The 22,732-nt window shown below is 57.0% G+C and carries 24 protein-coding genes and 1 pseudogene; 11 read left to right on the forward strand and 14 right to left on the reverse strand.

The features are described from left to right. Positions 1-56 precede the first annotated feature (56 nt). From QYH43_RS23725 to QYH43_RS23745, 5 genes are all read right to left on the reverse strand, one after another. The gene (locus QYH43_RS23725; protein ID WP_095152930.1) at positions 57-1,121 is read right to left on the reverse strand and encodes a nitronate monooxygenase family protein; all 1,065 of its coding nucleotides are present in this window, start codon (positions 1,119-1,121) and stop codon (positions 57-59) included. A 103-nt stretch (positions 1,122-1,224) separates the two neighbouring features. Continuing rightward, complete coding sequence (gene ada / locus QYH43_RS23730; RefSeq protein ID WP_095152929.1) at positions 1,225-2,304, reverse strand: bifunctional DNA-binding transcriptional regulator/O6-methylguanine-DNA methyltransferase Ada; 1,080 nt, start codon at positions 2,302-2,304, stop codon at positions 1,225-1,227. Positions 2,305-2,390: 86 nt separating this feature from the next. Beyond that, positions 2,391-3,071 carry a DNA oxidative demethylase AlkB gene (gene alkB / locus QYH43_RS23735; protein ID WP_095152928.1) on the reverse strand — a complete coding sequence of 227 codons (681 nt, stop codon included), beginning with the start codon at positions 3,069-3,071 and terminating at the stop codon, positions 2,391-2,393. Between the two features lie 63 nt (positions 3,072-3,134). Next, the gene (locus QYH43_RS23740) at positions 3,135-3,305 is read right to left on the reverse strand and encodes a hypothetical protein (protein WP_095056241.1); all 171 of its coding nucleotides are present in this window, start codon (positions 3,303-3,305) and stop codon (positions 3,135-3,137) included. Between the two features lie 34 nt (positions 3,306-3,339). Then, complete coding sequence (locus QYH43_RS23745; protein ID WP_007946189.1) at positions 3,340-3,642, reverse strand: DUF1883 domain-containing protein; 303 nt, start codon at positions 3,640-3,642, stop codon at positions 3,340-3,342. 204 nt (positions 3,643-3,846) lie between these two features. Between QYH43_RS23745 and QYH43_RS23750 the strand changes: the two genes are divergently transcribed. Next, a complete protein-coding gene (locus QYH43_RS23750) occupies positions 3,847-4,203 on the forward strand; it encodes a hypothetical protein (RefSeq protein ID WP_095056033.1) in 357 nt (118 codons plus the stop codon). Between the two features lie 69 nt (positions 4,204-4,272). After that, a complete protein-coding gene (locus tag QYH43_RS23755) occupies positions 4,273-4,503 on the forward strand; it encodes a hypothetical protein (protein WP_095056034.1) in 231 nt (76 codons plus the stop codon). Between the two features lie 11 nt (positions 4,504-4,514). Here the strand turns inward: QYH43_RS23755 and QYH43_RS23760 are convergent, their stop codons facing one another. Together QYH43_RS23760 and QYH43_RS23765 are read right to left on the reverse strand one after the other, a co-directional pair. Continuing rightward, positions 4,515-4,796, reverse strand: a complete 282-nt coding sequence (locus tag QYH43_RS23760; protein ID WP_095056035.1) for a hypothetical protein — start codon at positions 4,794-4,796, stop codon at positions 4,515-4,517. A 138-nt stretch (positions 4,797-4,934) separates the two neighbouring features. Then, positions 4,935-5,123 carry a hypothetical protein gene (locus tag QYH43_RS23765; protein WP_095152927.1) on the reverse strand — a complete coding sequence of 63 codons (189 nt, stop codon included), beginning with the start codon at positions 5,121-5,123 and terminating at the stop codon, positions 4,935-4,937. Positions 5,124-5,402: 279 nt separating this feature from the next. Here QYH43_RS23765 and galU point away from each other — a divergent pair, with 279 nt between their 5' ends. From galU to gorA, 4 genes are all read left to right on the forward strand, one after another. After that, entirely contained in the window at positions 5,403-6,242 is an 840-nt protein-coding gene (gene galU / locus QYH43_RS23770; RefSeq protein ID WP_046027377.1) for a UTP--glucose-1-phosphate uridylyltransferase GalU, read from the forward strand. A gap of 436 nt (positions 6,243-6,678) precedes the next feature. Beyond that, complete coding sequence (locus QYH43_RS23775; protein ID WP_256583277.1) at positions 6,679-7,125, forward strand: FAD-dependent oxidoreductase; 447 nt, start codon at positions 6,679-6,681, stop codon at positions 7,123-7,125. After that, entirely contained in the window at positions 7,116-8,645 is a 1,530-nt protein-coding gene (locus QYH43_RS23780) for an MFS transporter (RefSeq protein WP_095152926.1), read from the forward strand. The genes QYH43_RS23775 and QYH43_RS23780 overlap by 10 nt, the downstream gene beginning before the upstream one ends. Before the next feature lie 91 nt (positions 8,646-8,736). Continuing rightward, the gene (gorA, locus tag QYH43_RS23785) at positions 8,737-10,095 is read left to right on the forward strand and encodes a glutathione-disulfide reductase (RefSeq protein WP_301158229.1); all 1,359 of its coding nucleotides are present in this window, start codon (positions 8,737-8,739) and stop codon (positions 10,093-10,095) included. Here the strand turns inward: gorA and QYH43_RS23790 are convergent. Next, the gene (locus QYH43_RS23790) at positions 10,092-11,102 is read right to left on the reverse strand and encodes a DNA-binding protein (protein WP_301158230.1); all 1,011 of its coding nucleotides are present in this window, start codon (positions 11,100-11,102) and stop codon (positions 10,092-10,094) included. The genes gorA and QYH43_RS23790 overlap by 4 nt on opposite strands. Before the next feature lie 234 nt (positions 11,103-11,336). Between QYH43_RS23790 and QYH43_RS23795 the strand changes: the two genes are divergently transcribed. The 3 genes from QYH43_RS23795 to ahpF all read left to right on the forward strand — a co-directional run bounded on the left by QYH43_RS23795 (position 11,337) and on the right by ahpF (position 14,664). Then, positions 11,337-12,272, forward strand: a complete 936-nt coding sequence (locus tag QYH43_RS23795) for a site-specific integrase (protein ID WP_301158231.1) — start codon at positions 11,337-11,339, stop codon at positions 12,270-12,272. Between the two features lie 138 nt (positions 12,273-12,410). Then, complete coding sequence (ahpC, locus tag QYH43_RS23800) at positions 12,411-12,974, forward strand: alkyl hydroperoxide reductase subunit C (RefSeq protein ID WP_007975937.1); 564 nt, start codon at positions 12,411-12,413, stop codon at positions 12,972-12,974. A 127-nt stretch (positions 12,975-13,101) separates the two neighbouring features. Beyond that, a complete protein-coding gene (gene ahpF, locus QYH43_RS23805) occupies positions 13,102-14,664 on the forward strand; it encodes an alkyl hydroperoxide reductase subunit F (protein WP_301158232.1) in 1,563 nt (520 codons plus the stop codon). 92 nt (positions 14,665-14,756) lie between these two features. Here ahpF and gloA read toward each other — a convergent pair whose 3' ends face one another. Then, complete coding sequence (gene gloA, locus QYH43_RS23810; RefSeq protein ID WP_095056042.1) at positions 14,757-15,278, reverse strand: lactoylglutathione lyase; 522 nt, start codon at positions 15,276-15,278, stop codon at positions 14,757-14,759. A 144-nt stretch (positions 15,279-15,422) separates the two neighbouring features. Here gloA and QYH43_RS23815 point away from each other — a divergent pair, with 144 nt between their 5' ends. After that, on the forward strand, positions 15,423-15,944 hold the full coding sequence (locus QYH43_RS23815; protein WP_301158242.1) for a DUF4946 domain-containing protein: 522 nt from the start codon (positions 15,423-15,425) through the stop codon (positions 15,942-15,944). A gap of 165 nt (positions 15,945-16,109) precedes the next feature. On the opposite strand, the gene QYH43_RS23820 is transcribed toward QYH43_RS23815, so the two are convergent. Continuing rightward, a complete protein-coding gene (locus QYH43_RS23820; RefSeq protein WP_095056044.1) occupies positions 16,110-16,475 on the reverse strand; it encodes a histone-like nucleoid-structuring protein, MvaT/MvaU family in 366 nt (121 codons plus the stop codon). A gap of 232 nt (positions 16,476-16,707) precedes the next feature. Further along, entirely contained in the window at positions 16,708-18,240 is a 1,533-nt protein-coding gene (locus QYH43_RS23825) for an EAL domain-containing protein (protein ID WP_301158233.1), read from the reverse strand. A gap of 537 nt (positions 18,241-18,777) precedes the next feature. Here QYH43_RS23825 and hppD point away from each other — a divergent pair. Continuing rightward, entirely contained in the window at positions 18,778-19,854 is a 1,077-nt protein-coding gene (gene hppD, locus QYH43_RS23830) for a 4-hydroxyphenylpyruvate dioxygenase (RefSeq protein ID WP_095056046.1), read from the forward strand. 45 nt (positions 19,855-19,899) lie between these two features. Here the strand turns inward: hppD and rarD are convergent, their stop codons facing one another. The 3 genes and pseudogenes from rarD to QYH43_RS23845 form a co-directional block, all read right to left on the reverse strand. Continuing rightward, complete coding sequence (gene rarD / locus QYH43_RS23835) at positions 19,900-20,781, reverse strand: EamA family transporter RarD (protein ID WP_095152920.1); 882 nt, start codon at positions 20,779-20,781, stop codon at positions 19,900-19,902. Between the two features lie 183 nt (positions 20,782-20,964). Further along, on the reverse strand, positions 20,965-21,978 hold the full coding sequence (locus tag QYH43_RS23840; protein ID WP_301158234.1) for an aldo/keto reductase: 1,014 nt from the start codon (positions 21,976-21,978) through the stop codon (positions 20,965-20,967). Positions 21,979-22,182: 204 nt separating this feature from the next. After that, positions 22,183-22,629: pseudogene (locus QYH43_RS23845) on the reverse strand (MFS transporter); the annotation flags it as partial. Positions 22,630-22,732: the final 103 nt, after the last annotated feature.

A 22,732-nucleotide genomic window follows, 5' to 3' on the forward strand; every position in this document is an offset into this window, starting at 1 on the left:
AAATCACAATTTTGTTGCAGCTGAGCAGGGCGCGTCAGCTGCAACAGGGTGGCGTGTTACCGCCCCAGCAATCTGGCCAAACCTTCCTCGGCGAGGCGTTTGGTCAGTTCTGCGGTGGTCAGCTCAACGCCAAGATTGAACGCCTGCCCGGCCCACAGGGTGCTGAAATCCGCTTCATCCTTGGCGCGCAAAGGCATCAGTGCGCCGCCAGCGAGCGGGAAGGCCGGCGCCTTGGCGCTCATTGGACCCAGTTCGCGCATCGCCCGATTAAGAATGCCCCGCGCCGGACGGCCAGTGAAAATGTTGGTGACCGCCGTCTCGCTTTCCTTGGCGGTGCGCAACGCCTTGTGATGGGATGCGCTGACCTTCGCTTCCGGCGTGAACAAATAAGCCGTTCCGACCTGCACCGCCGAAGCGCCGAGCATGAATGCGGCCGCAACCCCGCGTGCGTCAGTGATGCCACCAGCGGCAATCACCGGAATGTTCACCGCGTCGACGATCAGCGGAACCAGCGCAAAGGTCCCGACCTGGCTGCTCAAGTCATCACTGAGGAACATCCCGCGATGCCCTCCGGCTTCATAGCCCATGGCGATGATCGCGTCGCAACCGTGTTGCTCCAGCCACACCGCTTCTTCAACGGTGGTGGCCGATGACAGCACCTTCGCACCGGTGGCTTTAACGCGATCAAGCAAGGATTTTTCCGGCAAGCCAAAGTGGAAGCTCACGACCTCTGGACGAAGCGCTTCGATCACTTCACACGTGGCGTTATCAAAGGGCGCACGGTTGGAAACCGGCGTCGGCGCCTCGAAGTCGGCACCCAGTTCCTGGTAGTAGGGTTGCAACAGGTTTTTCCATTCCAGCGCACGTTGCTCATCCGCCATCGGCGGTTGATGGCAAAAGAAATTGACGTTGATAGGGCGCTGGGTGTGTTGGCGAATCGTTTTCAGTTCTTCGCGCAATTGCTCCGTACTCAACATGGCGGCCGGCATTGAGCCGAGACCGCCAGCGTTACTCGCGGCAATGACCATGGAGGAGAGCGTGGCGCCGGCCATGGGCGCCTGGATAATCGGCAGTTCGATCCCGAGCAGGTCAAGAATGCGGGTATCTGGCCATTGGTTCATGTGCAGTGTTCTCCGACGTTGAGTTCGGGCTGGGACGGTGGAGCAGGATTTGTAACGCAACGACTGGTGCAAGGCCAGTCGTGATTTCGCAATGCCCTACACCTCACGGTAAGTCCAGCGCCAGCGACTCGCGCTCCAGCAACTGACGTTTGCGCTCGACGCCCCAGCGATAGCCTGACAGATTGCCGTCGCTGCGCACCACGCGGTGGCATGGAATCGCCACGGCCAGGCTGTTTGCGCCGCAGGCTTGAGCCACGGCGCGAACCGCTTTTGGCGACCCGATGCGCTGAGCGATATCGGCGTAGCTGGCGGTGCTGCCAACGGGAATCTCGCGCAGCGCTTGCCAGACCCGCTCCTGAAACACTGTGCCGCGTACATCCAGCGGCAAGTCCAGGCCCATCGCGGGCGCCTCGATAAACCCAACGACCCTGGCGATCAGTTGCTCGAATGCAGGGTCGGCGCCGATCAGGTTGGCGCGCCGAAACTTGTCCTGTAGATCGCACACCAGTTGATGAGGATCATCTCCAAGCAAGATCGCGCACACCCCGCGCTCACTCTGCGCCACCAGAATCGCACCCAGCGAGCACTGGCCGACGGCAAAACGAATGTCGTTGTTCTGCCCGGCCGCACGATAATCCCCAGGCTTCATACCGAGCAGTTGATCAGCCGCTTCATAAAAACGGCTGTTGGAATTGAAGCCTGCTTCATAGAGCGCATCCGTCACCGAACTGCCCTCGGCCAGATGTTCCCGAACCCTGCGAGAGCGGTGGGCCGTGGCGTAACCCTTGGGGGTCAGGCCGGTGACGGCTTTAAACACCCGATGAAAGTGGAAACTGCTCAGGCCCGCCGCATCGGCCAGTTCGGCCAGTGCGGGAAGTGTGGTCGCAGATTCGATCCGGCGACACGCAGCCGCCACGGTCGCGGCATGTTGCGCGGCGACCTCACTCTGATCCTTTGCCGCGCGCTTGCTGGGTCGGTAACCGGCTGCCTGCGCCTGTTCGGCCGTGTCGAAGAACTCGACATTCTGCGGCTTGGGCAAACGTGCCAGGCTGCTGGGGTTGCAATAGATGCCCGTGGTTTTGACCGCGTAGACAAACTGCCCATCGGCCTTCGGATCGCGTGCGACAACGGCAGCCCAGCGCGGATCGTTTTCGGTGTTGATCGGGTTCGATTGACTGGCCATGGTTCATGTCCGTTGAGGGATTTCCTGCACGTTAACCGCGTGACAACCGCATCGCACTCCGGCGCTTGCGGTCGAATTCGAAGCGTTCATCCCGCCGTGCGGAACGTAAAGTTGATGCGTTGCTCACCCAGCTGCGGATGGGTTCCGTCCTTGATCGGCAGCACGCCGTGGTAACGCAGGCGATCGACACCGCCCCACACCACGATGTCGCCGTGCAGCAAGGGAATGCGCTGGCTTTTATCGCTGCGCTCAAAACCGCCGAACAGGAACATCGCCGGCAAGCCCAGCGATACCGAAACGATGGGCGCAGCGAAGTCTTGTTCGTCTTTGTCCTGATGCAACGACATCTTCGAACCGGGGACATAGCGATTGATCAGGCAGGAATCCGGCACAAAATCAGCAAATCCTGCCTCCCGTGCTGCCGCTTGCGCCAATTGCAAAAACACTTCGGGCATTGCTGGCCAGGGCTTGCCCGTCTGCGGATCGTGACGGGTGTAACGGTAACCGCTGCGGTCAGTGGTCCAGCCGAGCGTGCCGCAACTGCTCAGGGCAACCGACATGGTGAAACCGCCCGGTGTGACCATCTGACGAAACGCCGCGGCAGCCAGCACGATTTCCAGAGCGGGCAGTACGCGGTCCAGCCACGGCAGGGCGAACCCTCTCAACACGCAGGACTGTTCGCCGATCTGCACGCACTTGGGCTGTTGCTCGGGTTCGGCATCGGCAAACAGGTCGAACGTCTGCGGGTTCATGGGCTCATAACGCATCGTGAAAACATCCTGATGCAAACAGCGCTCCGGCACTTGCGGTCGAATTCAGCTGGGCACTGATTACAACGCTTTGCTGACGCTGATTTCGCTGATCACATCGTCGCCAGCGCCATGGAGAGCGGCCAGTGCTGCCTTGGCTTCTTCTTCGGTGCCGTTTTCAAGCTGGGCAAACTCGAAACGGCGTTCGCCATTGAGTTTGTATTTGATGACGTATTTGGTCGTTTGAGCCACGGTGATGTCTGCCTTTTTAAATCGGGTCCGTCACTCAGCTCAGCTTCGTGCTGGAGCGGCGGATGATCTTGATCGAATGAGTCAGCGTCGGTTTGCGGGTCACGCTGATCGGGCGACGGTTGACCGTGTCGATCGTGATGTTCCAGAAACCGGTGCTCGGCGCGGTGATGCGGGCCGGGAAAGTATCGAACGCACCGCCGTGATAGGTATGACGACCGCCATTCTTGAAGCTGCGGAAGTTGGCGTCGTTCATTAAACGGATGTTGCAGGTTTGGGAGCATTGAATGACGACGATGTCGTCTTCGTTGAGGTGCTCGCGCTGGTGGATAAATTTCATGGGGCGCCTCCAGAAGGGCTTTTTCTACAAAATCAAAACGATAGCATGGGCGATTTGGCGCGCAGTTTATCAGCCCGTACAGCTAATTATCCGGCCGGGAAGGGCTACCGAGGCAATAAAAAACAGTTATTACGCATCCCAAGCGCAATCTCCCGGAGAAAAACGGTGATTGCGCTGTCGGAGGGTCTTTATTGGAGGTTTTGTATGAAGTGGGGTTTTTGGGTTCTGCCGCTGGCTTTGGCGATGAGTGGTTGTGCAAGCGTCTCCGATATCAACGAGACGATGCCGACCATGAACGTGATTTCAGGCAAGAAGCCCCATGAATACTCCGAATGCCTGAGCAAGCAACTGGCCGAAAGCCGGGGTGCCTTGCAAGTCGAGCGGCATAAGGACGGGGAACGGGTGATCGTACCGCAGAAGTTTTCGTCGGGGCCGTCCGCTGTTATCGATATCGAAGAACGCTCCGGCGGCAGCAGCATCAAGCTGCACGAGAGCATGTCCAATGTGCCGGTGCGTCCACGAGATGTCAGCGATGCAGTGAATGCGTGCATCTCCGGCTGATAGAATGTCGACCGTTATCGATGCCGTCGAAGCGAGGCTTGGACGGCATTGTCATTTCTGGAGTCGGGCATGAAGCGAGAGCGGGTACGGGAGCGGCATGCAGAGGGTCATATCTCTGCCACCCATGTGATTCAGAATCCGGCGAACCCGGGGGAGTGGATCGTGTTTTTCAAGAAGAGCGCCGGGCGCAGCTTTTTTCTGGTCGATGAGAACGACGAAGTCGAGTCCTTCGTCAGTCTCGACGAGCTGATCGAGACCGTGCGCGGGCTCGGGATCAAATTCGCCGAAATTCACATGTAGGGCAGGGCGGCCTACTTGCAGACCACCACGACGCTGCGGTTCTTGAAGTTGCCCACATCGGCGCCGAGGGTCTTGTCGCTTTCCTTGAGTGCTGGCGTGCCATCGGTGCCGACAATCTGGTACCCGGTACCTGCGCAGGAGGCTTCGGCTTTCTCGTAGCAGGCGGCCCAGGAGTTGGCCTCCCCGGAGCAATCAATGGCCAGGCCCTGCTCGCCATTGTTCAGGTACATCTTTTCAGAGGTGGCGCAGCCGCTCAGGGCCAGTATTGCGATCAGTGGCAAAAATTTGGTCATGTCGTGGTCGTCGTCAAGGTGGGGGCAAGGCTGTGACAGCGCCAAAGTCAAAAGGTTATAGCCAAAGGCCACTTCGGCGCGGGTATTTCATAAAAAAGCCCTGCGCATGGGCAGGGCTGTGGGCGTGTCAGGCCTCTATCAGTTCTTGTCCTTGCCGCGTCGCGTGGGCTCTGGATGTTCGAGCTGCAACACCGATGCCACTTCGATCGCCATCGCTTCGGAAGGGAAAGGACCGGCGATATTCTCGCCGCCGACGCTGTCTACCCACCATTGACCATCTTTTGCCTTGTTGATCAGGAACCCGTTGACGCTTTTTTCTGCCGACATCTATTTGCCTCGTTGTCTGGTTCAATCGCGCCATGATAGCGCCAAATGCACCGAACCGGTGCTGACCCGCGCAGGGTGGGCGTTTTTGTTATTTGATGTCAGTGCAAATCGGCGAGTCTCTGCTAGGGTTGCGCAGCCGTCTGCTAAACCTGCGGGGAACTATCCGGGCGAATATTTCTCTATGTTGACATCGGTTAGCCAGCGCAGGGCATTGTAAGGTGCTCACTGGCTGATTAGACTGCGCCGAAACTCGTACACACAGCCCTTTCAAGGACTTTTATGATCAAGAAATGCTTGTTCCCAGCAGCCGGTTACGGTACTCGCTTCCTGCCAGCGACTAAAGCCATGCCTAAAGAAATGCTGCCGGTGGTGAACAAGCCACTGATCCAGTACGGCGTCGAAGAAGCACTGGATGCCGGTTTGACCGAAATCTCCATCGTCACCGGTCGCGGCAAGCGCGCCCTGGAAGACCACTTCGACATCAGCTACGAGCTGGAAAACCAGATCAAGGGCACCGACAAGGAGAAATACCTGGTCGGCATCCGTCGCCTGTTGGATGAGTGCTCGTTCTCCTACACTCGCCAAACTGAAATGAAAGGTTTGGGCCACGCGATCCTGACCGGTCGCCCACTGATCGGCGACGAGCCGTTCGCCGTGGTGTTGGCGGATGACCTGTGCGTCAACCTGGAAGGTGATGGCGTACTGAAGCAGATGGTCAAGCTGTACAAGCAGTATCGCTGCACGATCGTCGCGATCATGGAAGTAGATCCGCAAGAAACCAGCAAGTACGGTGTGATTGCCGGCGACCTGATTGGTGACGACCTGTACCGCGTGCGCAACATGGTCGAGAAACCAAAGCCGGAAGATGCCCCGTCGAACCTGGCGATCATCGGTCGTTACATCATGACGCCGGATATCTTCAGCCTGATCGAACAAACCGAGCCAGGCAAAGGTGGCGAGATCCAGATCACTGACGCCCTGATGAAACAGGCGCAGGATGGTTGCGTGATTGCCTACAAGTTCAAGGGCAAGCGTTTCGACTGCGGCGGCGCCGAAGGCTACATCGACGCGACCAACTTCTGCTTCGAGAACTTCTACAAGACAGGCAAGGCTTACTGATAGCGCCTTGGTTGCTTGTACTGAAAAAATAAACTCACGCTGTGTAAAACATAGGTGAGACTAAGAAAACGTCCCGACTTGTTCGGGGCGTTTTTTTTGCGCGTCGAAAAAAACCTTTCAAATATTGATGTCACCCATTGCGCGAGACTAATAGCTAACTCGTTTAAAATGCTGGCAGTAAATTATTTGTTTTGCTGGGCGCGTGTGTTCGCAAAAAAGGGTTGGCGTAATTTTATTAAGGTGTTTTTTGTTGTTTGTCTCCTGTTGTCTGAAGGCTTTTTCATACATTTTGCATGTGTCTATTTCCATTTGTAACGTGGATATAATATGAAATGATTTACGTATTGAATTGCAGTGTGCCGAAGTTTTAGAAATAAATTGTTTCCCGAATGATAATTTATTTCTCCGTCGCTGGTGACGGTTCGAGGTGTACATGGTGTTCGACGTTATTGTCGTGGGCGCAGGAGCAGTTGGTGGCTCAATTGCTTATGAGCTATCAACACGAGGTCTAAGCGTATGTCGCATAGGTGAGACGGATCGCAAAAATGCAGCGTCAAAAGCTGCGGGCGCGATGAATGGATGTTTCGGGGAGGTAACAAGCGGTCTGCTTTCGAGCGATTATGGTCGATTAAAACTAGATATGGACCGACAAGCCCAGTTTCTATGGTCAAGTTGGGCGGAGCGCTTGGCAATTTCCTCAGGCGATTCTAGTTCGTTATTTACCGCTATCGGGACTCATGTGTTGCTCAATTCCGCTGGCATGGATGAGATAGGCAGCGTTGACTACGACACCAAGGAAGTGCGCAGGAAAGGTTTCACGAGCGCAATGAAAATGCCTCGTGAATTTTTTGTGTGCAGTAAGGAGTTTTACCCATGGCATTAATAAGTGAGCCGACACTCTGCGGAGCGAGATCAAAGCGTTGGTTAGGCCTAAGCGTGCTGATGCTGCCTGTACTCCTGGTGACAGTTGACAATACGGTGCTTGGATTCGCGTTGCCAAAAATTGCCGAGGCTCTGGGTCCGAGCGCTAGCCAGCAGTTGTGGATGATCGATGCTTATTCGCTGGTACTGGCGGGGTTGCTGGTGTCGATGGGTAGTCTGGGAGATCGAGTCGGTCATCGTAAGTTGTTGCTGGCAGGGTCATTGGGTTTTGCGATTGTGTCGGTGCTAACCGCGTATTCCGATACCTCAACGCAACTGATTGCCGGGCGAGCTTGTATGGGCGTTTTCGGTGCAATGCTGATGCCCTCAACGTTGGCCTTGATACGTTCGGTGTTCGAGGACCGAGAAGAACGCAGACTGGCAGTCGCGATCTGGGCAACGACGTTGACGGTTGGCTCGGCACTCGGTCCTTTGGTGGGCGGTGTGTTGCTGGAGTTCTTCAGTTGGGGGGCGATTTTCCTGTTGGCGGTGCCCGTGTTGGTGCCGCTGCTGATACTGGGCCCAATGTTGTTGCCCGAATCTGAGCGAGACGCTTCAGGACCACTGGATCCGCTTAGTATCGTGCAATCGATGGTTGCCCTTGGTGCCATCGTTTATGGCATTAAACACAGCGCGAGTAATGGTATCGACTGGATGACGCTGACAGCGTTAGCAGTAGGCGTAGTTGCGGGCTGGATGTTTGTGCGTCGACAGTTATGTTTGCCAGTGCCGCTGATGGACCTGGCTCTGTTCCGCAGTGGCACCTTTAGCGGCTCTGTCGCGATCAATTTGATGAGCCTCGCGTTTCTCGTCGGCTTCGTATTCTTTACCACTCAGTTTCTGCAGATCGTTCTTCAGATGTCGCCCTTGAGTGCTAGCCTCGCGTTGATTCCTGGTCAGGTCATGGCGATTGTAGTGGGGATGGCGGTCGTGCCTGTCGCACAGCGATTACAGGTGCATGTGCTGATACCGATTTTGATGGCGTTTGCTGGAGCGGCGTTTTTGCTGGTCGCCAGTATGGGCAGTAGCCTGACCGTTTTAGTGGTGGCTTTTGCCTTGCTGAACATTGGCGTGGGCGCGATCGCGACGGTATCCAATGATGTGATTTTGTCATCCGCACCAACAGCAAAGGCGGGCGCCGCGTCTGCCATTAGCGAAACGGCATATGAAGTGGGTGTGGTTTTGGGGACGACAGTGCTCGGCGGTGTCGTTACGGCCTACTATCGCGGCGCATTGCAGCTTCCGGGGATTCTGAGCGAAGAGCAGATGATGCTGGCGAGTGAGACGCTGTCTGGCGCCTATCATGTGGCGGCAGGTTTGAAGGGTGATCAAGCAAGGGAATTGATGGCGCAGGCGGGAAGGGCATTCGAAGGTGGGATCGGTTTGGTTTCGTGGGTGACGTTCGGCTTGGCGCTCACGGCGATTTTGATGGCTTGGCGCACTCTGCGGCCATCGAAAACGCAATCTGCAGAGGGGCATTGATCGAAAACGAAGATTGGGCTGCGCATTTCTGCACAATGCTTGCTCCGTGGGCGTCCGCAGGTATGCTGGTCACCTGCCAAGGAGATTGAAAATGGCCTACGATTTTGACCTTTATGTGATTGGTGCCGGTTCCGGCGGTGTGCGGGCGGCGCGGTTTGCGGCCGGGTTTGGCGCGAAAGTGGCCGTTGCGGAGAGTCGTTACCTGGGCGGTACCTGTGTGAACGTCGGCTGTGTGCCGAAGAAATTGCTGGTGTACGGCGCGCATTTCGCCGATGACTTCGAGCAGGCCTCGGGTTTTGGCTGGACGCTGGGCCAAGCGCAGTTCGACTGGCCGACGCTGATCGCCAACAAGGACCGTGAGATCAATCGCCTCAACGGCATCTACCGCAACCTGCTGGTCAACAGTGGCGTGACCTTGCATGAGGGGCACGCGAAGATCGTCGATCCGCATCAGGTCGAGGTCAATGGTGAGTGCTTCACCGCGAAAAACATCCTGATCGCCACCGGCGGCTGGCCGCAGATCCCGGAGATTCCGGGGCATGAGCATGCGATCAGTTCCAACCAGGCGTTCTTCCTCAAAGAACTGCCCGAGCGAGTTCTCGTTGTGGGTGGTGGTTATATCGCCGTCGAGTTTGCCGGGATTTTCCATGGCCTCGGCGCACAAACCACGCTGGTGTATCGCGGTGAGATGTTCCTGCGCGGTTTTGACGGTTCGGTGCGCAAGCATTTGCAGGAAGAGCTGACCAAGCGGGGCATGGACCTGCAGTTCAACGCGGACATCGAGCGCATCGACAAGCAGGCTGACGGCAGCCTGAAAGTCACGCTCAAGGATGGTCGCCAATTGGAAGCCGATTGCGTGTTCTACGCGACCGGTCGGCGTCCGATGCTGGACAATCTCGGGTTGGAAAACACCGGGGTCAAACTCGACAAGAAAGGCTTCGTCGAGGTCGATGATCTCTATCAGACCGCCGAGCCGTCGATCCTGGCCTTGGGCGATGTCATCGGTCGCGTGCAACTGACGCCGGTGGCGCTGGCCGAAGGCATGGCGGTTGCGCGACGCCTGTTCAAACCTGAGCAATATCGTCCCGTAGATTACAAGTTGATCCCGACGGCGGTGTTCAGCTTGCCGAATATCGGCACCGTCGGCCTGACCGAAGAGGAGGCTCGCGAAGCTGGCCATGAGGTGCAGATTTTCGAGAGCCGTTTCCGCCCGATGAAGCTGACCCTGACTGAATGTCAGGAGCGCACCTTGATGAAACTGGTGGTGGATGCCAAGACCGACAAGGTGCTGGGTTGCCACATGGTCGGTCCGGAGGCCGGGGAGATCGTTCAGGGCCTGGCGATTGCGTTGAAGGCGGGCGCGACCAAGCGCGACTTCGACGAGACCATCGGCGTGCACCCGACGGCCGCCGAAGAGTTCGTCACCATGCGTACGCCGGTCGCCGGTTAATCGTCTTTGGCTGCGTCTGGCGTCGTCGCAATGACGGCCGCCAGACGCACGCTTTCCTCCAGGTCTGCCTGGGCTTTGGTCAATTCAAATTCCAATGATTTGTTGATCTGCGACTGCTCATCGACATTCTGTTTGAGCGCCTGACTTTCCAGCAGGGCGATGCGCAAGCGTTCCTGGAGGAGGGTGCGCTCGCTGTCTACGCGGGTTGTCTGCTCCAGCAGTTGATCCTGACGGGTATTGCTTTGCTTTAGCTGCTCCTGCATCAGGCTCAGCTCTCGCAGCGTGCCGCGGTTTTCAGTCAACAAGCGCTCGTTGTCACGGTGCAGCTGGGTGATTTCGTCCTGGCGGACGAGCGCGCTCTGCTGCGCCTGACGCAATTCCATCTGTAGCTGTTGCACCTGGCCTTCGTGGCGACTCAGCTCTTGCTCACGCTGCTCCTTGACCGCGTTGCGATAGTGCTCCAGCGCCTCGCGGGCATGCAGGTGTTTCTCTTCAAGGGAGCGGATCTGCTCGTCCTTGTCTTGCAGGCGCAACTCGAAATCGGTCAGGGCCTGGTTCAGGCCGGCGTTGCGCGATTGCTCCGATTGCAGCAGGGCGCGGGTTTCTTGCAGGGCTTCGGATTCCTGGGTCAGTGCCAGGCTTTGAAATTCGTATTGTTGCTGCAGCTCAGTGTTGTTGTCTTTTGCTTCGGCCAACTGGGTTTCCAGGTCTTTGCGCTGTTGCTCGAACTGCTCGCGGGCCTGATCGATAGGCTCTTGCGCCTGCTCCTTGAGCCGTTGCGCCAGTCGCGCGACCAATGCCAGCAGCTCATCGTCAATCGGCGCTGACGGTTCTTCAGTGATTTCGACTCGGTCATCCAGCTCTTTGAGATAGCGATGGATCGTGGTTTTCGACCCGGTATTGCCCATCTCGATCCGTACCGCATCAATGCTGGGGTTTTCACCACGAGCGAGGATTGCCAACCGGGCAGCCTGAACTACCGCTTTATTTACGCCGCCACGTGCCATGAGATCTCCTACGATTTATAACTGTGGTACATACCATTTCAATACACATTGTACCATTCAAACTAAAAAGTTAAATACTGAATGTAATTGACACGGGATATACTGATATTACCCCTTGTCATTCCTGATTTCGTGGGTTCAAGGCTTTATTCCAGTACACAACGCACTCTGTAGGAGCGAGCCTGCTCGCAAAAAAACCGAGAGCGCCGCAGACCCAGGTGATGGTGTTTTTCAATGAGCGATATCGAGCGTTACCTGCAAGCCGCGACACGCGACAACACCCGGCGCAGCTATCGGGCGGCCATCGAACACTTCGAGGTGGCGTGGGGCGGGTTTCTGCCGGCGACCAGCGATAGCGTGGCGCGTTATCTGGTCGCCCACGCCGGGGTGTTGTCGATCAACACCCTGAAGCTGCGCTTGTCGGCGTTGGCGCAGTGGCACAACAGCCAGGGCTTTGCCGATCCGACCAAAGCGCCAGTGGTGCGCAAGGTGTTCAAAGGCATTCGGGCGCTGCACCCGGCCCAGGAGAAACAGGCTGAGCCTTTGCAGCTTCAGCATCTGGAACAAGTGGTGGCCTGGCTGGCGCAGGAAGCGCAAACCGCGAAAGCCGAAAATGACCGTCCTGCGCTGTTGCGCGCCAAGCGGGACACCGCATTGATCCTGCTGGGGTTCTGGCGCGGCTTTCGCAGTGACGAGTTGTGCCGGCTTCAGATCGAACACGTGCAAGCCAGCACCGCTGTCGGCATCACGCTGTACCTGCCGCGCAGCAAGAGTGATCGCGAGAACCTCGGCAAAACCTATCAAACCCCGGCATTGCAGCGACTGTGCCCGGTGCAGGCCTATATCGACTGGATCACTGAAGCGGCGCTGGTACGCGGGCCGGTGTTCCGCGGCATCGACCGCTGGGGCCATTTGAACGAAGAAGGCCTGCACGCCAACAGCGTGATCCCATTGTTGCGTCAGGCGTTGGAGCGCGCAGGCATCGCCTCCGAGCATTACACCAGCCACTCGCTGCGCCGTGGTTTTGCAACGTGGGCGCATCAAAGTGGATGGGACTTGAAGTCGCTGATGAGCTACGTGGGCTGGAAGGACATGAAGTCCGCCATGCGCTACATCGAGACCAGCCCGTTTCTGGGCATGACGCGACTCGAAAAACCTGTCGCACCGTAAATTCAGTTTTCTTCTATTAATAACGTTGGCTAATAGCCAAAGCCAATCAGCAGCATCAGGTTTGCCAATGAGCTATCGAGCGATTGGATAGGTAAAGTTCTTTCCATCAACTTCTTAACCCCTGACGGAGAGTCAACGATGCCTATCATCAACAGCCAAGTTAAACCTTTCAAAGCTGACGCCTTCAAAAACGGCGACTTCGTAAAAGTCTCGGACGCTGACCTGAAAGGCAAGTGGTCGGTCGTGTTCTTTTACCCAGCCGACTTCACCTTCGTTTGCCCAACCGAACTGGAAGACCTGGCTGACAACTACGACGCGTTCCAGAAGCTGGGCGTCGAGATCTACAGCGTGTCCACCGACACTCACTTTGCCCACGCTGCCTGGCACAACACTTCGCCAGCCATCGGCAAGATCCAGTACACCATGATCGGCGACCCGACCCACGCCATCTCCCGCAACTTCGACGTACTGATCGAAGAAGCTGGCCTGGCTGACCGTGGCACCTTCGTGATCAACCCTGAAGGCCAGATCAAGATCGTTGAACTGAACGATGGCGGCGTAGGCCGTGACGCTTCCGAGCTGCTGCGCAAGATCAAGGCTGCCCAGTACGTCGCTGCTCACCCGGGCCAGGTTTGCCCAGCCAAGTGGAAAGAAGGCGAGGCCACTTTGGCTCCGTCCCTGGACCTGGTCGGCAAGATCTAAGTCTGTGACGCGCTTCATCAGGGCGGACATCCGCACCTTCTAAGCAAGCTGCACCGCCCAATAAAAACGCCCGGGCGAGATTCGCTCGGGCGTTTTTTTGTCTCAAGAATTCAAGGAAATCGCCCGTATGTTGGACACCAATCTTAAAACCCAGTTGAAATCGTACCTGGAACGGGTCACCCAGCCGATCGAGATCGTTGCTTCCCTCGACGACGGTGCGAAATCCCAGGAAATGCTCGAACTGCTGAAAGACGTTGCCAGTCTTTCCACTCAAATTACGTTGCTCGATAACGGTGACGATGCACGCAAGCCATCGTTTTCGATCAACCGCCCGGGAGCCGACATCAGCCTGCGTTTCGCCGGTATCCCGATGGGCCACGAATTCACTTCGCTGGTGTTGGCGCTGCTGCAAGTCGGCGGCCACCCTTCGAAAGCCAGCGCTGAAGTGATCGAACAGATTCGCTCGCTCAAAGGCGAGTTCACCTTCGAGACGTACTTTTCGCTGTCCTGCCAGAACTGCCCGGACGTGGTCCAGGCATTGAACCTGATGGCCGTGTTGAACCCGAACATCCGTCACGTCGCCATCGACGGTGCGTTGTTCCAGGCGGAAGTCGATGAGCGCCAGATCATGGCGGTCCCGAGCATCTACCTCAACGGTGTGAACTTCGGTCAGGGGCGCATGGGCCTGGAAGAAATCCTCGCCAAGATCGACACCAGCGGCATCGAACGCCAGGCCGAGAAGATCAGCGCCAAAGAAGCCTTTGATGTGCTGGTGGTCGGCGGTGGCCCGGCCGGTGCGTCGGCGGCGATCTACGCAGCGCGTAAAGGCATTCGTACCGGCGTCGCAGCTGAGCGTTTTGGTGGGCAGGTGCTGGACACCATGGCCATCGAAAACTTCATCTCCGTGCAGGAAACCGAGGGACCGAAACTGGCTGTCGCGCTTGAAGAACACGTCAAACAGTACGACGTGGACATCATGAACCTGCAACGCGCAGACAAATTGATCACGGGCAAAGCAGGTGAATTGCACGAAGTTCACTTCGCCAGCGGCGCGAAGCTCAAGGCCAAAACCGTGATCCTCGCGACCGGTGCGCGGTGGCGGGAAATGAACGTCCCGGGTGAACAGCAATACCGCAACAAGGGCGTGGCGTATTGCCCGCACTGCGACGGTCCGCTGTTCAAAGGCAAGCGCGTGGCGGTGATCGGCGGTGGCAACTCCGGCGTTGAAGCGGCTATCGACCTGGCCGGTATCGTGTCCCATGTCACGCTGCTTGAGTTCGACGTGCAGTTGCGCGCCGATGCCGTGTTGCAGCGCAAGTTGCACAGTTTGCCGAACGTCACCGTGATCACCAGTGCGCAGACAACCGAAGTCACCGGCGACGGTCAGAAGGTCAACGGTTTGCGCTACAAGGATCGCCAGACGGACGAACTGCACACCGTGGAACTGGAAGGGATCTTCGTGCAGATCGGTTTGCTGCCAAATACCGATTGGCTCAAAGGCACCATCGAGTTGTCGCCGCGTGGCGAGATCATTGTCGATGCGCGTGGTGAAACGTCGGTGCCGGGCGTGTTCGCTGCCGGTGACGTGACGACCGTGCCGTACAAGCAGATCGTGATCGCGGTGGGTGAGGGTGCCAAGGCTTCCCTCAGTGCTTTTGACCACTTGATCCGCACTTCCGCCCCGGCATGAACCCTGGCGCTGAAAACACAAAACCCCATGAGTGATCATGGGGTTTTTTTTGTGTTGATAAAGATCGCTGGCTGCGATCTTTTGACGTTAATTTACAGCGGCGTTGGCTGAATGATTTCGACCCAATAGGCATCCGGATCCTTGATGAATGCCAGGCTCTTCATGCGGCCGTCACTCAGGCGCTTCTGGAAATCGCAGCCCAGTGCTTCAAAACGTTCGCACGCGGCGACGATGTCCGGCACCGAGATGCAGATGTGGCCGAAACCGCGAGGGTCGGTATTGCCGTTGTGGTAGGCAAAGTCCGGATCGTTTTCGGTGCCGTGGTTGTGGGTCAACTCGAGGATGCCCGGGATCGACTTCATCCACTGGGTGCGCGCAGCAGCATCGGCCGGGATCTGGTTTTTATCGACCAGCGCCAGGAAGTACAGGCTGAACTCGGCTTCCGGGAAGTCACGCTTCTCTACCAGCGTAAAGCCCAGCACGCGGGTGTAGAAATCCAGGGACTTGGTGATGTCCTTGACCCGCAGCATGGTGTGATTGAAGACAAAATTCTGGGTGGCGGTGTCTGGCTGGGCGGTGACACCCGGGAAGCTGTTCAATTCGTGCAGGCTCATGGGCCCTCCGGAAAATATGTGGGCTAACGAATGGCGACAATGATACGCAAGGGCTCTGACATCGCCAAACCCAAACAGTCGGCTATTGCCTGACAGCCGGCCTGGGCCCAGACTTTGCGGATTAAATTCTGGGTGCTCATTGCAATGTTTCGAACCGGTAAATCGCTGCTCGTCCTGTTGGCATTGTTGTCAGGCATTAACCCTGCGTTCGCCGAAGCGCCGGCCATGACCTGGCCGGACGGCTGGCAGGTTGAAGTCATTCCTCCCGAAGCCGATTCGAAGGTCAGCCGCCAACGGGCGGTGAAGAATGATCAAGGTGGTACACCGGTCATGGTCATGGAGCTGACGGTGAGCCAGGTCGAAAACGATCATCAGGTAAACCTGGAAGGCGTGTTGCTGGAAATGCGCAAGGCTGTGCAAAAAGATTTCTTTGCGAGCGGTTATCAAAGTGTCTGTACACGCATTCGCGCGACGACACTGAGTCAATTGGCAGCACTGGAGACAACCTGCACCATCACGCAGAATGGCAGGCATGTGCTCTCTCAAACATTGGTCGCTGCGGTGGGTGCCGATAAAGCCTATGTTCTTTCATACGCCGGGCAGGCTGAGGCTTACAAGGCGAGCGAGGGAGAAATACAGGTCGCACGCAACAGCCTGAAACTTTAGTTGGCGGCGGCGACGTCGTGACACATGAAGAAAAATTTAGATACCCGAATGGATTAAGCACAAAGTTGATAGGCAATTAGGTAAGTGAGCGTGACCTCCCTGGATTTAGATGGCGCCCACAAAAAAAAGCCCTGCACTGGCAGGGCATTTTTATTGCTGCAAATGTTAGCCGCGCAGCCAGGAATCAACAGTAGCGGCGCCATATTGCTCTTTCCAGGCTTTCAGGCCGCGATGATTGCCGCCCTTGGTTTCGATCAGTTCGCCGGTGTGGGGGTTCTGATAAACCTTTACCACGCGAGCGCGGCGGGTTTTGGGCGCAGCGGCCTGCTGCAAGCCGGATTTGCTCGGGTTCGGATCGAGGATGGCGATGATGTCACGCAGGCTCTTGCCGTATGTTTTCATCAAGCCCTGGAGCTTCTCTTCGAATTCGATTTCTTTCTTGAGCCCGGCATCGTTCTTCAAGGATTCCAGCTGCTTGAGCTGTTCTTGAAGGGCTTTTTCGGCTGCACGAAATTCAGCGAGTCTGGACAATATCTTTACTCCAATAGTGTGTTTGGCTGATACCAACCGCGAACAAAGCTATAAGCCAAGAGCCTTGAAGCGACCCGGTGAGAATGGCTCACCTGCCAATTTACTGCAGGCATGAAAAATTGTAGTAGTTAATTGGCCAAGAGTAAATCCTGACTTTTTCTTCATGTAACAACAGTTGTATTTTTATTCGCGATGGCGCGTACAAGCGTTGTTTTATCGGTTAGTCCGTTAGTTAATAGTCACTTAATGCGCTAATGAACTCTGCACCAGACATCGGTTTGCCGTACAGATAACCCTGAAGGAAATTCACTCTTTGATCGCTCAGGTAGTCACTTTGCTCCTCTGTTTCCACACCTTCGGCAACCAGCGCCAGGTCGAGCTTGCCTGCCAGCTCGATGATGCTGTCCAGTATGTGACTGGAGAGCGTGTCGATGCCGATCATGGCGACAAAGCTCTGATCGATTTTCAGGAAGTCCACATTGAACTGACGCAAATAACCAAGGCTTGAATGACCGGTGCCGAAGTCATCAATGGCCATTTTTACCCCTAACTCATGAAGTTGCTCGAACAGTTGAAGGGTGGTCGCTGTCGGGGAAATCAATTCCCGTTCGGTCAGCTCCAGGACCAGGTGGACTGAGCCGGGCGCAAACGCGTCAAGGAATTCACGGCAATCTTTGACCAGCACCAGGTCCTGGCAATGACTGGCGGTGATGTTGATGCCGATATGAAAGGGCTCGCTGAAAGAGGCCGATTGCGGTGCGAGCAGGGCGGCGGTCTGTTTCATCAGCGAGCGGGTCATCGGTACGATAAGCCCGGTGTGTTCGGCAAACGGAATGAACAGGTCCGGACGCACCAGGCCTTCCTTTGGATGTTTCCAGCGCATCAGCACTTCGCAACCGGCCCAGCGTTTGCTGTCGCCATGCACAACGGGCTGGAAGTACGGAATGAACTCCGACGCCTCCAGTGCCCTTTGCATTTCATGGGTCGGCGACATTGCGCGCTTTTGCAGGAAGTGAACGATGGACCCGGAGATCACACCGAAAAAAATCAGCAAACTGAACAGGGGCGGGTATTCGCTGCTCATGTATCGCCAGGTTTCGCCTTCGGGGAAACCTGCCGAAACAGTAAAGGCATAGTTTTCGGACAGCTCAGTGCTCTGGGCGACCGGCAATTCTGGCCGTTCACCTTTGTGGACCTTGCCGTCCGCCGACAGCCAATCCGGGCCGACTTGCAGCAACAGTGTGGTCTTGCGACCGATCAGGCGCAGGATGTTGCTCAAGTGATAACCGTCCAGGGTCGTCAGCACGCCTTTCTTGCCTTCGCTGAGGCGATACACCAGCAACGCCGTATTGGGCGTCACCGGATTGCCGTTCATGAGCCATAACCCTCCGAGCGTGTAGTCGCCAGGGTTGACTACTTCGTGGTACTCGCCGAACAGCGAGCTGCAATACAGATCATCGCCCCAGACCAGATTGGTCGAGCGCACAAAAGGGCGGCGGGTGACTTGTTCGCGCAGGGCGAGCGTGACGTCTTTGCAGTTCTGGCCGGCCAGCGGCAGCAAGATCTGGGCTGCATGGGCCGTGTTATCGAGCATCAGATCGAACTGGCGAATCGCTTCGTGGGCGGTCTGTTCGGTGCCTTGTTTAAGCGTGCGCTCCGCCTGCCAATAGAGGATGACGGCCCCCAGCAGGATTGGAAGCAAACCACTGACCAGGGTGATAGCAACCCTGAGGTTGCGTTGGTGAGCTTTGGCTTTCAGTGGCATTCACAAAACCTGTTGCAATGATGTTGGGCTCTCAAAAGCTGGCAGGGCAGTAGGCCTCCCATAAAGAGTTCGGGTATGGCCATGATAGTTGGCCGTTGGCGGTTGTGCCGCTCGTTGATGCTCATCGGCTGCGGGTTGTCTGCCGGGCGTCGAACAAGCGTGACAGTCGAAGATACGTGATCGCGCCGCACCCTCGTTGCGCGAACGTATGACGATCCATGAGCAAAACCTGTCAAAACCATCCAGTGCAACAAACCCCTTGCGCGGTCACGGGAAAAGGGGATTTTATACAGAAGGCGGACAAACTGATTTACGCTGTGTAGAATCCGGTTACGCATACAATAATAATCGTCTTCTGGCAGCAGAAGCCTCGCCCGCAAGAGCCTTGGGTCGACAATGAAGATATTCGGGTTTCAACTGATCTACGGTGACTTCCTCGCCCGCAGCGTGCGGGGCATCTCCTGCGCGCCACCCACCGGTCTCAGCATTGCTAGCAACTAACCTTTGTTAATTGATAAGAATGATGAGGCGCCGACCATGGCAGATTTATACGAAAACCCAATGGGCCTGATGGGCTTTGAATTCATCGAGCTCGCTTCGCCGACCCCCAATACCCTGGAGCCGATCTTCGAGATCATGGGCTTCACCAAGGTCGCGACCCACCGCTCCAAAAACGTACACCTGTATCGCCAGGGCGCGATCAACCTGATCCTCAACAATGAACCCAACAGCGTGGCCTCGTACTTCGCCGCCGAACACGGTCCGTCGGTGTGCGGCATGGCGTTTCGCGTCAAGGATTCGCAAAAGGCCTACAACCGTGCGCTTGAGCTCGGTGCCCAGCCGATTCACATCGAAACCGGCCCGATGGAACTGAACCTGCCGGCGATCAAAGGCATTGGCGGCGCGCCGCTGTACCTGATCGACCGTTTCGGTGAAGGCAGCTCGATCTATGACATCGACTTCGTGTTCATTGAAGGCGTTGACCGTCACCCGGTCGGTGCAGGCCTGAAGATCATCGACCACCTGACGCACAACGTGTATCGCGGTCGCATGGCCTACTGGGCCAACTTTTACGAGAAGCTGTTCAACTTCCGTGAAATCCGTTATTTCGATATCAAGGGCGAGTACACCGGCCTGACTTCCAAGGCCATGACCGCGCCGGACGGCATGATCCGCATCCCGTTGAACGAAGAATCGTCCAAGGGCGCCGGTCAGATCGAAGAGTTCCTGATGCAGTTCAACGGCGAGGGCATTCAGCACGTTGCGTTCCTGTCCGATGACCTGATCAAGACCTGGGATCACCTGAAAAGCATCGGCATGCGCTTCATGACCGCGCCACCGGAAACCTACTACGAAATGCTCGAAGGCCGTTTGCCGAACCATGGCGAGCCGGTGGGCGAACTGCAGGCGCGGGGCATTTTGCTGGACGGTTCGTCCGAGTCGGGCGACAAGCGCCTGCTGTTGCAGATCTTCTCGGAGACCCTGATGGGGCCGGTGTTCTTCGAGTTCATCCAGCGCAAGGGTGATGACGGTTTCGGCGAAGGTAACTTCAAGGCGCTGTTCGAATCGATCGAGCGGGACCAGGTGCGTCGTGGTGTGTTGACCACTGACTAAGCGGGTGTAAATGTAAAAAAACCGGTCCTTTGTGACCGGTTTTTTTTAGGTTCTGCGCTGTCGGACCAAATGCTTGAACCCTTCAAACACCAACACCAGCACCGCCATCCAGATCGGGATGTACGTCAGCCACTCGCCGGGCTTGATGCTTTCCCCCAGCAACAACGCCACGCCCAACAGCAGCACCGGTTCGACATAGCTCAACAGCCCGAACAGGCTGAAGGGCAGCAAGCGGCTGGCGATGATATACACCACCAGTGCCGACGCACTGATCACGCCCAGCACCGGAATCAACAGCGACAGCCACGGATGCTGCTCGAACACGCCGAAACCTTGCTCGCCACTCTGCACGAACCAGAATGCCACGGGCAGCGTCAACGCCATGTCCAGCCACAAGCCGCCGAGATTGTCCGCCGCCAAGCGCTTGCGCAGAACGAAATAGGTCGGGTAGCCGATGCACACCAGCAGCGTCGCCCAGGAAAAACCGCCGACCTGATACAACTCATTGACCACCCCGAGGCACGCGAACACCACGGCGACTTTTTGCAGGTACGAGAGACGTTCGCCATAGGCGATGCGCCCGGTCAGAACCATGGTCAGCGGCAACAGGAAATAGCCGAGGGAGACATCCAGGCTGTAACCGTTGAGCGGTGCCCACATGAACAGCCAGAGTTGTACGCCGAGCAGGGCGGAAGAGGCGATCAGGCCGCCGATCAATTTTGGCTTGGCGACCGCGCGCCGGACCAACTCGACCACGCGTTTCCATTCGCCGGACACCACCATGAACACGGTCATGCACGGCACCGTCAGCAACATGCGCCAGCCGAAAATTTCCACACCGCTCAATGGAGTGAGCAGCGAGGTGTAGTAATACATGACGGCAAACAGCACCGAGGCTGAAACCGATAGAGCGATACCTTTAGACAAGCTGTCCTCGCGAGGTTGAAGGTGAAACGGGGGGCGGAGGATACGTGGTTTTAGCCGTGATTACTGATCAACAATCACCTCCGTAGGCGGATTCTGTAGGAGCCGGCTTGCTGGCGATCCAGACGACGCGGTATGGCACGCCGCCTTCGCCGGCAAGCCAGCTCCTACAGAGGATGAGTTTCGTCAGGCAATGCGTGGTTTGCGCCCCGACACAAAATGGCTCACATCATTGAACCCCGGTGTCGAGGCATGCCCCGGCGTCACCAGCGAATCAATGAACGCCTCGTCTTCGGCGGTGATTTCAACCGTTTGCGCCTTAGTGTAGGCGTCCCACTGAGCTTCGGTGCGGGGCCCGACGATGGCCGAAGCGACCGCGCTGTTGTTCAACACCCAGGCGATGGCGAATTCAACGATGCCCACGCCGCGCTGTTGGGTGTACTGCTGGATTTGCTGGGCGATGCGCAACGATTCGACACGCCATTCGGTTTCCAGAATTCGTTTGTCCGCACGTCCGGCGCGGCTGGTGGCGTCCGGTTTCACGTCCGGCGCGTACTTGCCGCTGAGCACACCGCGTGCGAGCGGACTGTAAGGCACCACGCCAAGACCATAATTTTGTGCGGCGGTGATTTGCTCGGTTTCCGCCTGGCGGTTGACGATATTGTACAGCGGTTGGCTGATCACCGGCCGGTCGACGCCGAGCTGGTCGGCAACGCGAATGACTTCTGCGATGCGCCAGCCACGATAGTTCGATAAACCCCAATAGCGGATTTTGCCCTGGCGAATCAAATCGCCGATGGCCGACACCGTGACCTCCAGCGGTGTGTTGTGGTCTTCGCGGTGCAGGTAATAGATGTCGAGGTAGTCGGTGCCCAGGCGCGTCAGGCTGGCGTCGATGCCGTTGAAGATGTGCTTGCGGTTCAAGCCGCTGCGGTTCGGCACGCCGTCCACCGGACCGAAACCGACCTTGGTGGCGAGTACCCATTCATGGCGGTGGCTGGCGATGGCCTCGCCGACGATTTCTTCGGAGCGACCGTTGGTGTAGACGTCCGCCGTGTCGATGAAATTGATGCCCTGGTCCCAGGCCTTGGCGATGATCCGCAGGGAATCTTCAGTGCTGGTCTGTTCGCCGAACATCATGGTGCCCAGGGTCAGGGTGGACACCTGCAGACCTGAATGACCCAGCGTGCGATAGCTCATGAGCACATCCTTTTACCAGTGGGAAAGGCTCAATCAGATACCAGAACCATTGCCGGGAGCAAACGCAAATCTCAAACACACTCCAATCAACTGTAGGAGTGAGCCTGCTCGCGATGACGGAGTATCAGCCAACATCCATGTTGACTGTGAAACCGCTATCGCGAGCAGGCTCGCTCCTACAGGGGAAATGGGTGGTGATCAGGCGCGGCCACGGCGGAACGTCGGGAACCACTGCGAGAGGTATAACACCACGCCCGGGAAGAACCCGGCTTCGGCCGCGCCCGTGAACAGGCGCAAGGTGTAGAACTCGGTCGGCGTGGTGACGAACAACAGGCACGTCGACAGCGTGCCCCAGGTGATCATCATCAGCGCGATCCAGCGCCGTGGGCCGAACTTGGTCAGGGCCAGGTTGCTCGGCACGCCGCACAGCACGTAGCCGATAAAGAAGATGCCGGCGCCGAGGCCGTACACCGTTTCGCTGAACTTCAGCGCATCGAGCATCTGCAACTTGGCAAATCCAACGTTCACCCGGTCGAGGTAGTTGAACAGGTAGCAGATGAAAATGAAGGGGATCAAACGCAGCGTAATGCGTTTGTAGACGGCGTTTTTATCGTCAGCGATGGCCTGGGACGCTACGGCGCTCTGTGACATGGCGGCTCTCTCTTTATTATGATTTTTTGCGATGCAAAGGGTAACGTTGATCGCCCTGAGAGTCTCGGCCACCGTAATGGTTGCTGTCTTTGTGCCTGCGCAC

The organism is Pseudomonas sp. C32 (assembly GCF_030417915.1).
Taxonomy (GTDB): domain Bacteria; phylum Pseudomonadota; class Gammaproteobacteria; order Pseudomonadales; family Pseudomonadaceae; genus Aquipseudomonas.

What these genes read in the sequence shown, in the direction of transcription:
- QYH43_RS23725 (WP_095152930.1), bottom strand. Translation starts at nt 1,121, where the DNA reads ATGAACCAATGGCCAGATACCCGCATTCTTGACCTGCTCGGGATCGAA.
- ada (WP_095152929.1), bottom strand. Translation starts at nt 2,304, where the DNA reads ATGGCCAGTCAATCGAACCCGATCAACACCGAAAACGATCCGCGCTGG.
- alkB (WP_095152928.1), bottom strand. Translation starts at nt 3,071, where the DNA reads ATGCGTTATGAGCCCATGAACCCGCAGACGTTCGACCTGTTTGCCGAT.
- QYH43_RS23745 (WP_007946189.1), bottom strand. Translation starts at nt 3,642, where the DNA reads ATGAAATTTATCCACCAGCGCGAGCACCTCAACGAAGACGACATCGTC.
- QYH43_RS23750 (WP_095056033.1), top strand. Translation starts at nt 3,847, where the DNA reads ATGAAGTGGGGTTTTTGGGTTCTGCCGCTGGCTTTGGCGATGAGTGGT.
- QYH43_RS23755 (WP_095056034.1), top strand. Translation starts at nt 4,273, where the DNA reads ATGAAGCGAGAGCGGGTACGGGAGCGGCATGCAGAGGGTCATATCTCT.
- QYH43_RS23760 (WP_095056035.1), bottom strand. Translation starts at nt 4,796, where the DNA reads ATGACCAAATTTTTGCCACTGATCGCAATACTGGCCCTGAGCGGCTGC.
- QYH43_RS23765 (WP_095152927.1), bottom strand. Translation starts at nt 5,123, where the DNA reads ATGTCGGCAGAAAAAAGCGTCAACGGGTTCCTGATCAACAAGGCAAAA.
- galU (WP_046027377.1), top strand. Translation starts at nt 5,403, where the DNA reads ATGATCAAGAAATGCTTGTTCCCAGCAGCCGGTTACGGTACTCGCTTC.
- QYH43_RS23780 (WP_095152926.1), top strand. Translation starts at nt 7,116, where the DNA reads ATGGCATTAATAAGTGAGCCGACACTCTGCGGAGCGAGATCAAAGCGT.
- gorA (WP_301158229.1), top strand. Translation starts at nt 8,737, where the DNA reads ATGGCCTACGATTTTGACCTTTATGTGATTGGTGCCGGTTCCGGCGGT.
- QYH43_RS23790 (WP_301158230.1), bottom strand. Translation starts at nt 11,102, where the DNA reads ATGGCACGTGGCGGCGTAAATAAAGCGGTAGTTCAGGCTGCCCGGTTG.
- QYH43_RS23795 (WP_301158231.1), top strand. Translation starts at nt 11,337, where the DNA reads ATGAGCGATATCGAGCGTTACCTGCAAGCCGCGACACGCGACAACACC.
- ahpC (WP_007975937.1), top strand. Translation starts at nt 12,411, where the DNA reads ATGCCTATCATCAACAGCCAAGTTAAACCTTTCAAAGCTGACGCCTTC.
- ahpF (WP_301158232.1), top strand. Translation starts at nt 13,102, where the DNA reads ATGTTGGACACCAATCTTAAAACCCAGTTGAAATCGTACCTGGAACGG.
- gloA (WP_095056042.1), bottom strand. Translation starts at nt 15,278, where the DNA reads ATGAGCCTGCACGAATTGAACAGCTTCCCGGGTGTCACCGCCCAGCCA.
- QYH43_RS23815 (WP_301158242.1), top strand. Translation starts at nt 15,423, where the DNA reads ATGTTTCGAACCGGTAAATCGCTGCTCGTCCTGTTGGCATTGTTGTCA.
- QYH43_RS23825 (WP_301158233.1), bottom strand. Translation starts at nt 18,240, where the DNA reads ATGCCACTGAAAGCCAAAGCTCACCAACGCAACCTCAGGGTTGCTATC.
- hppD (WP_095056046.1), top strand. Translation starts at nt 18,778, where the DNA reads ATGGCAGATTTATACGAAAACCCAATGGGCCTGATGGGCTTTGAATTC.
- QYH43_RS23840 (WP_301158234.1), bottom strand. Translation starts at nt 21,978, where the DNA reads ATGAGCTATCGCACGCTGGGTCATTCAGGTCTGCAGGTGTCCACCCTG.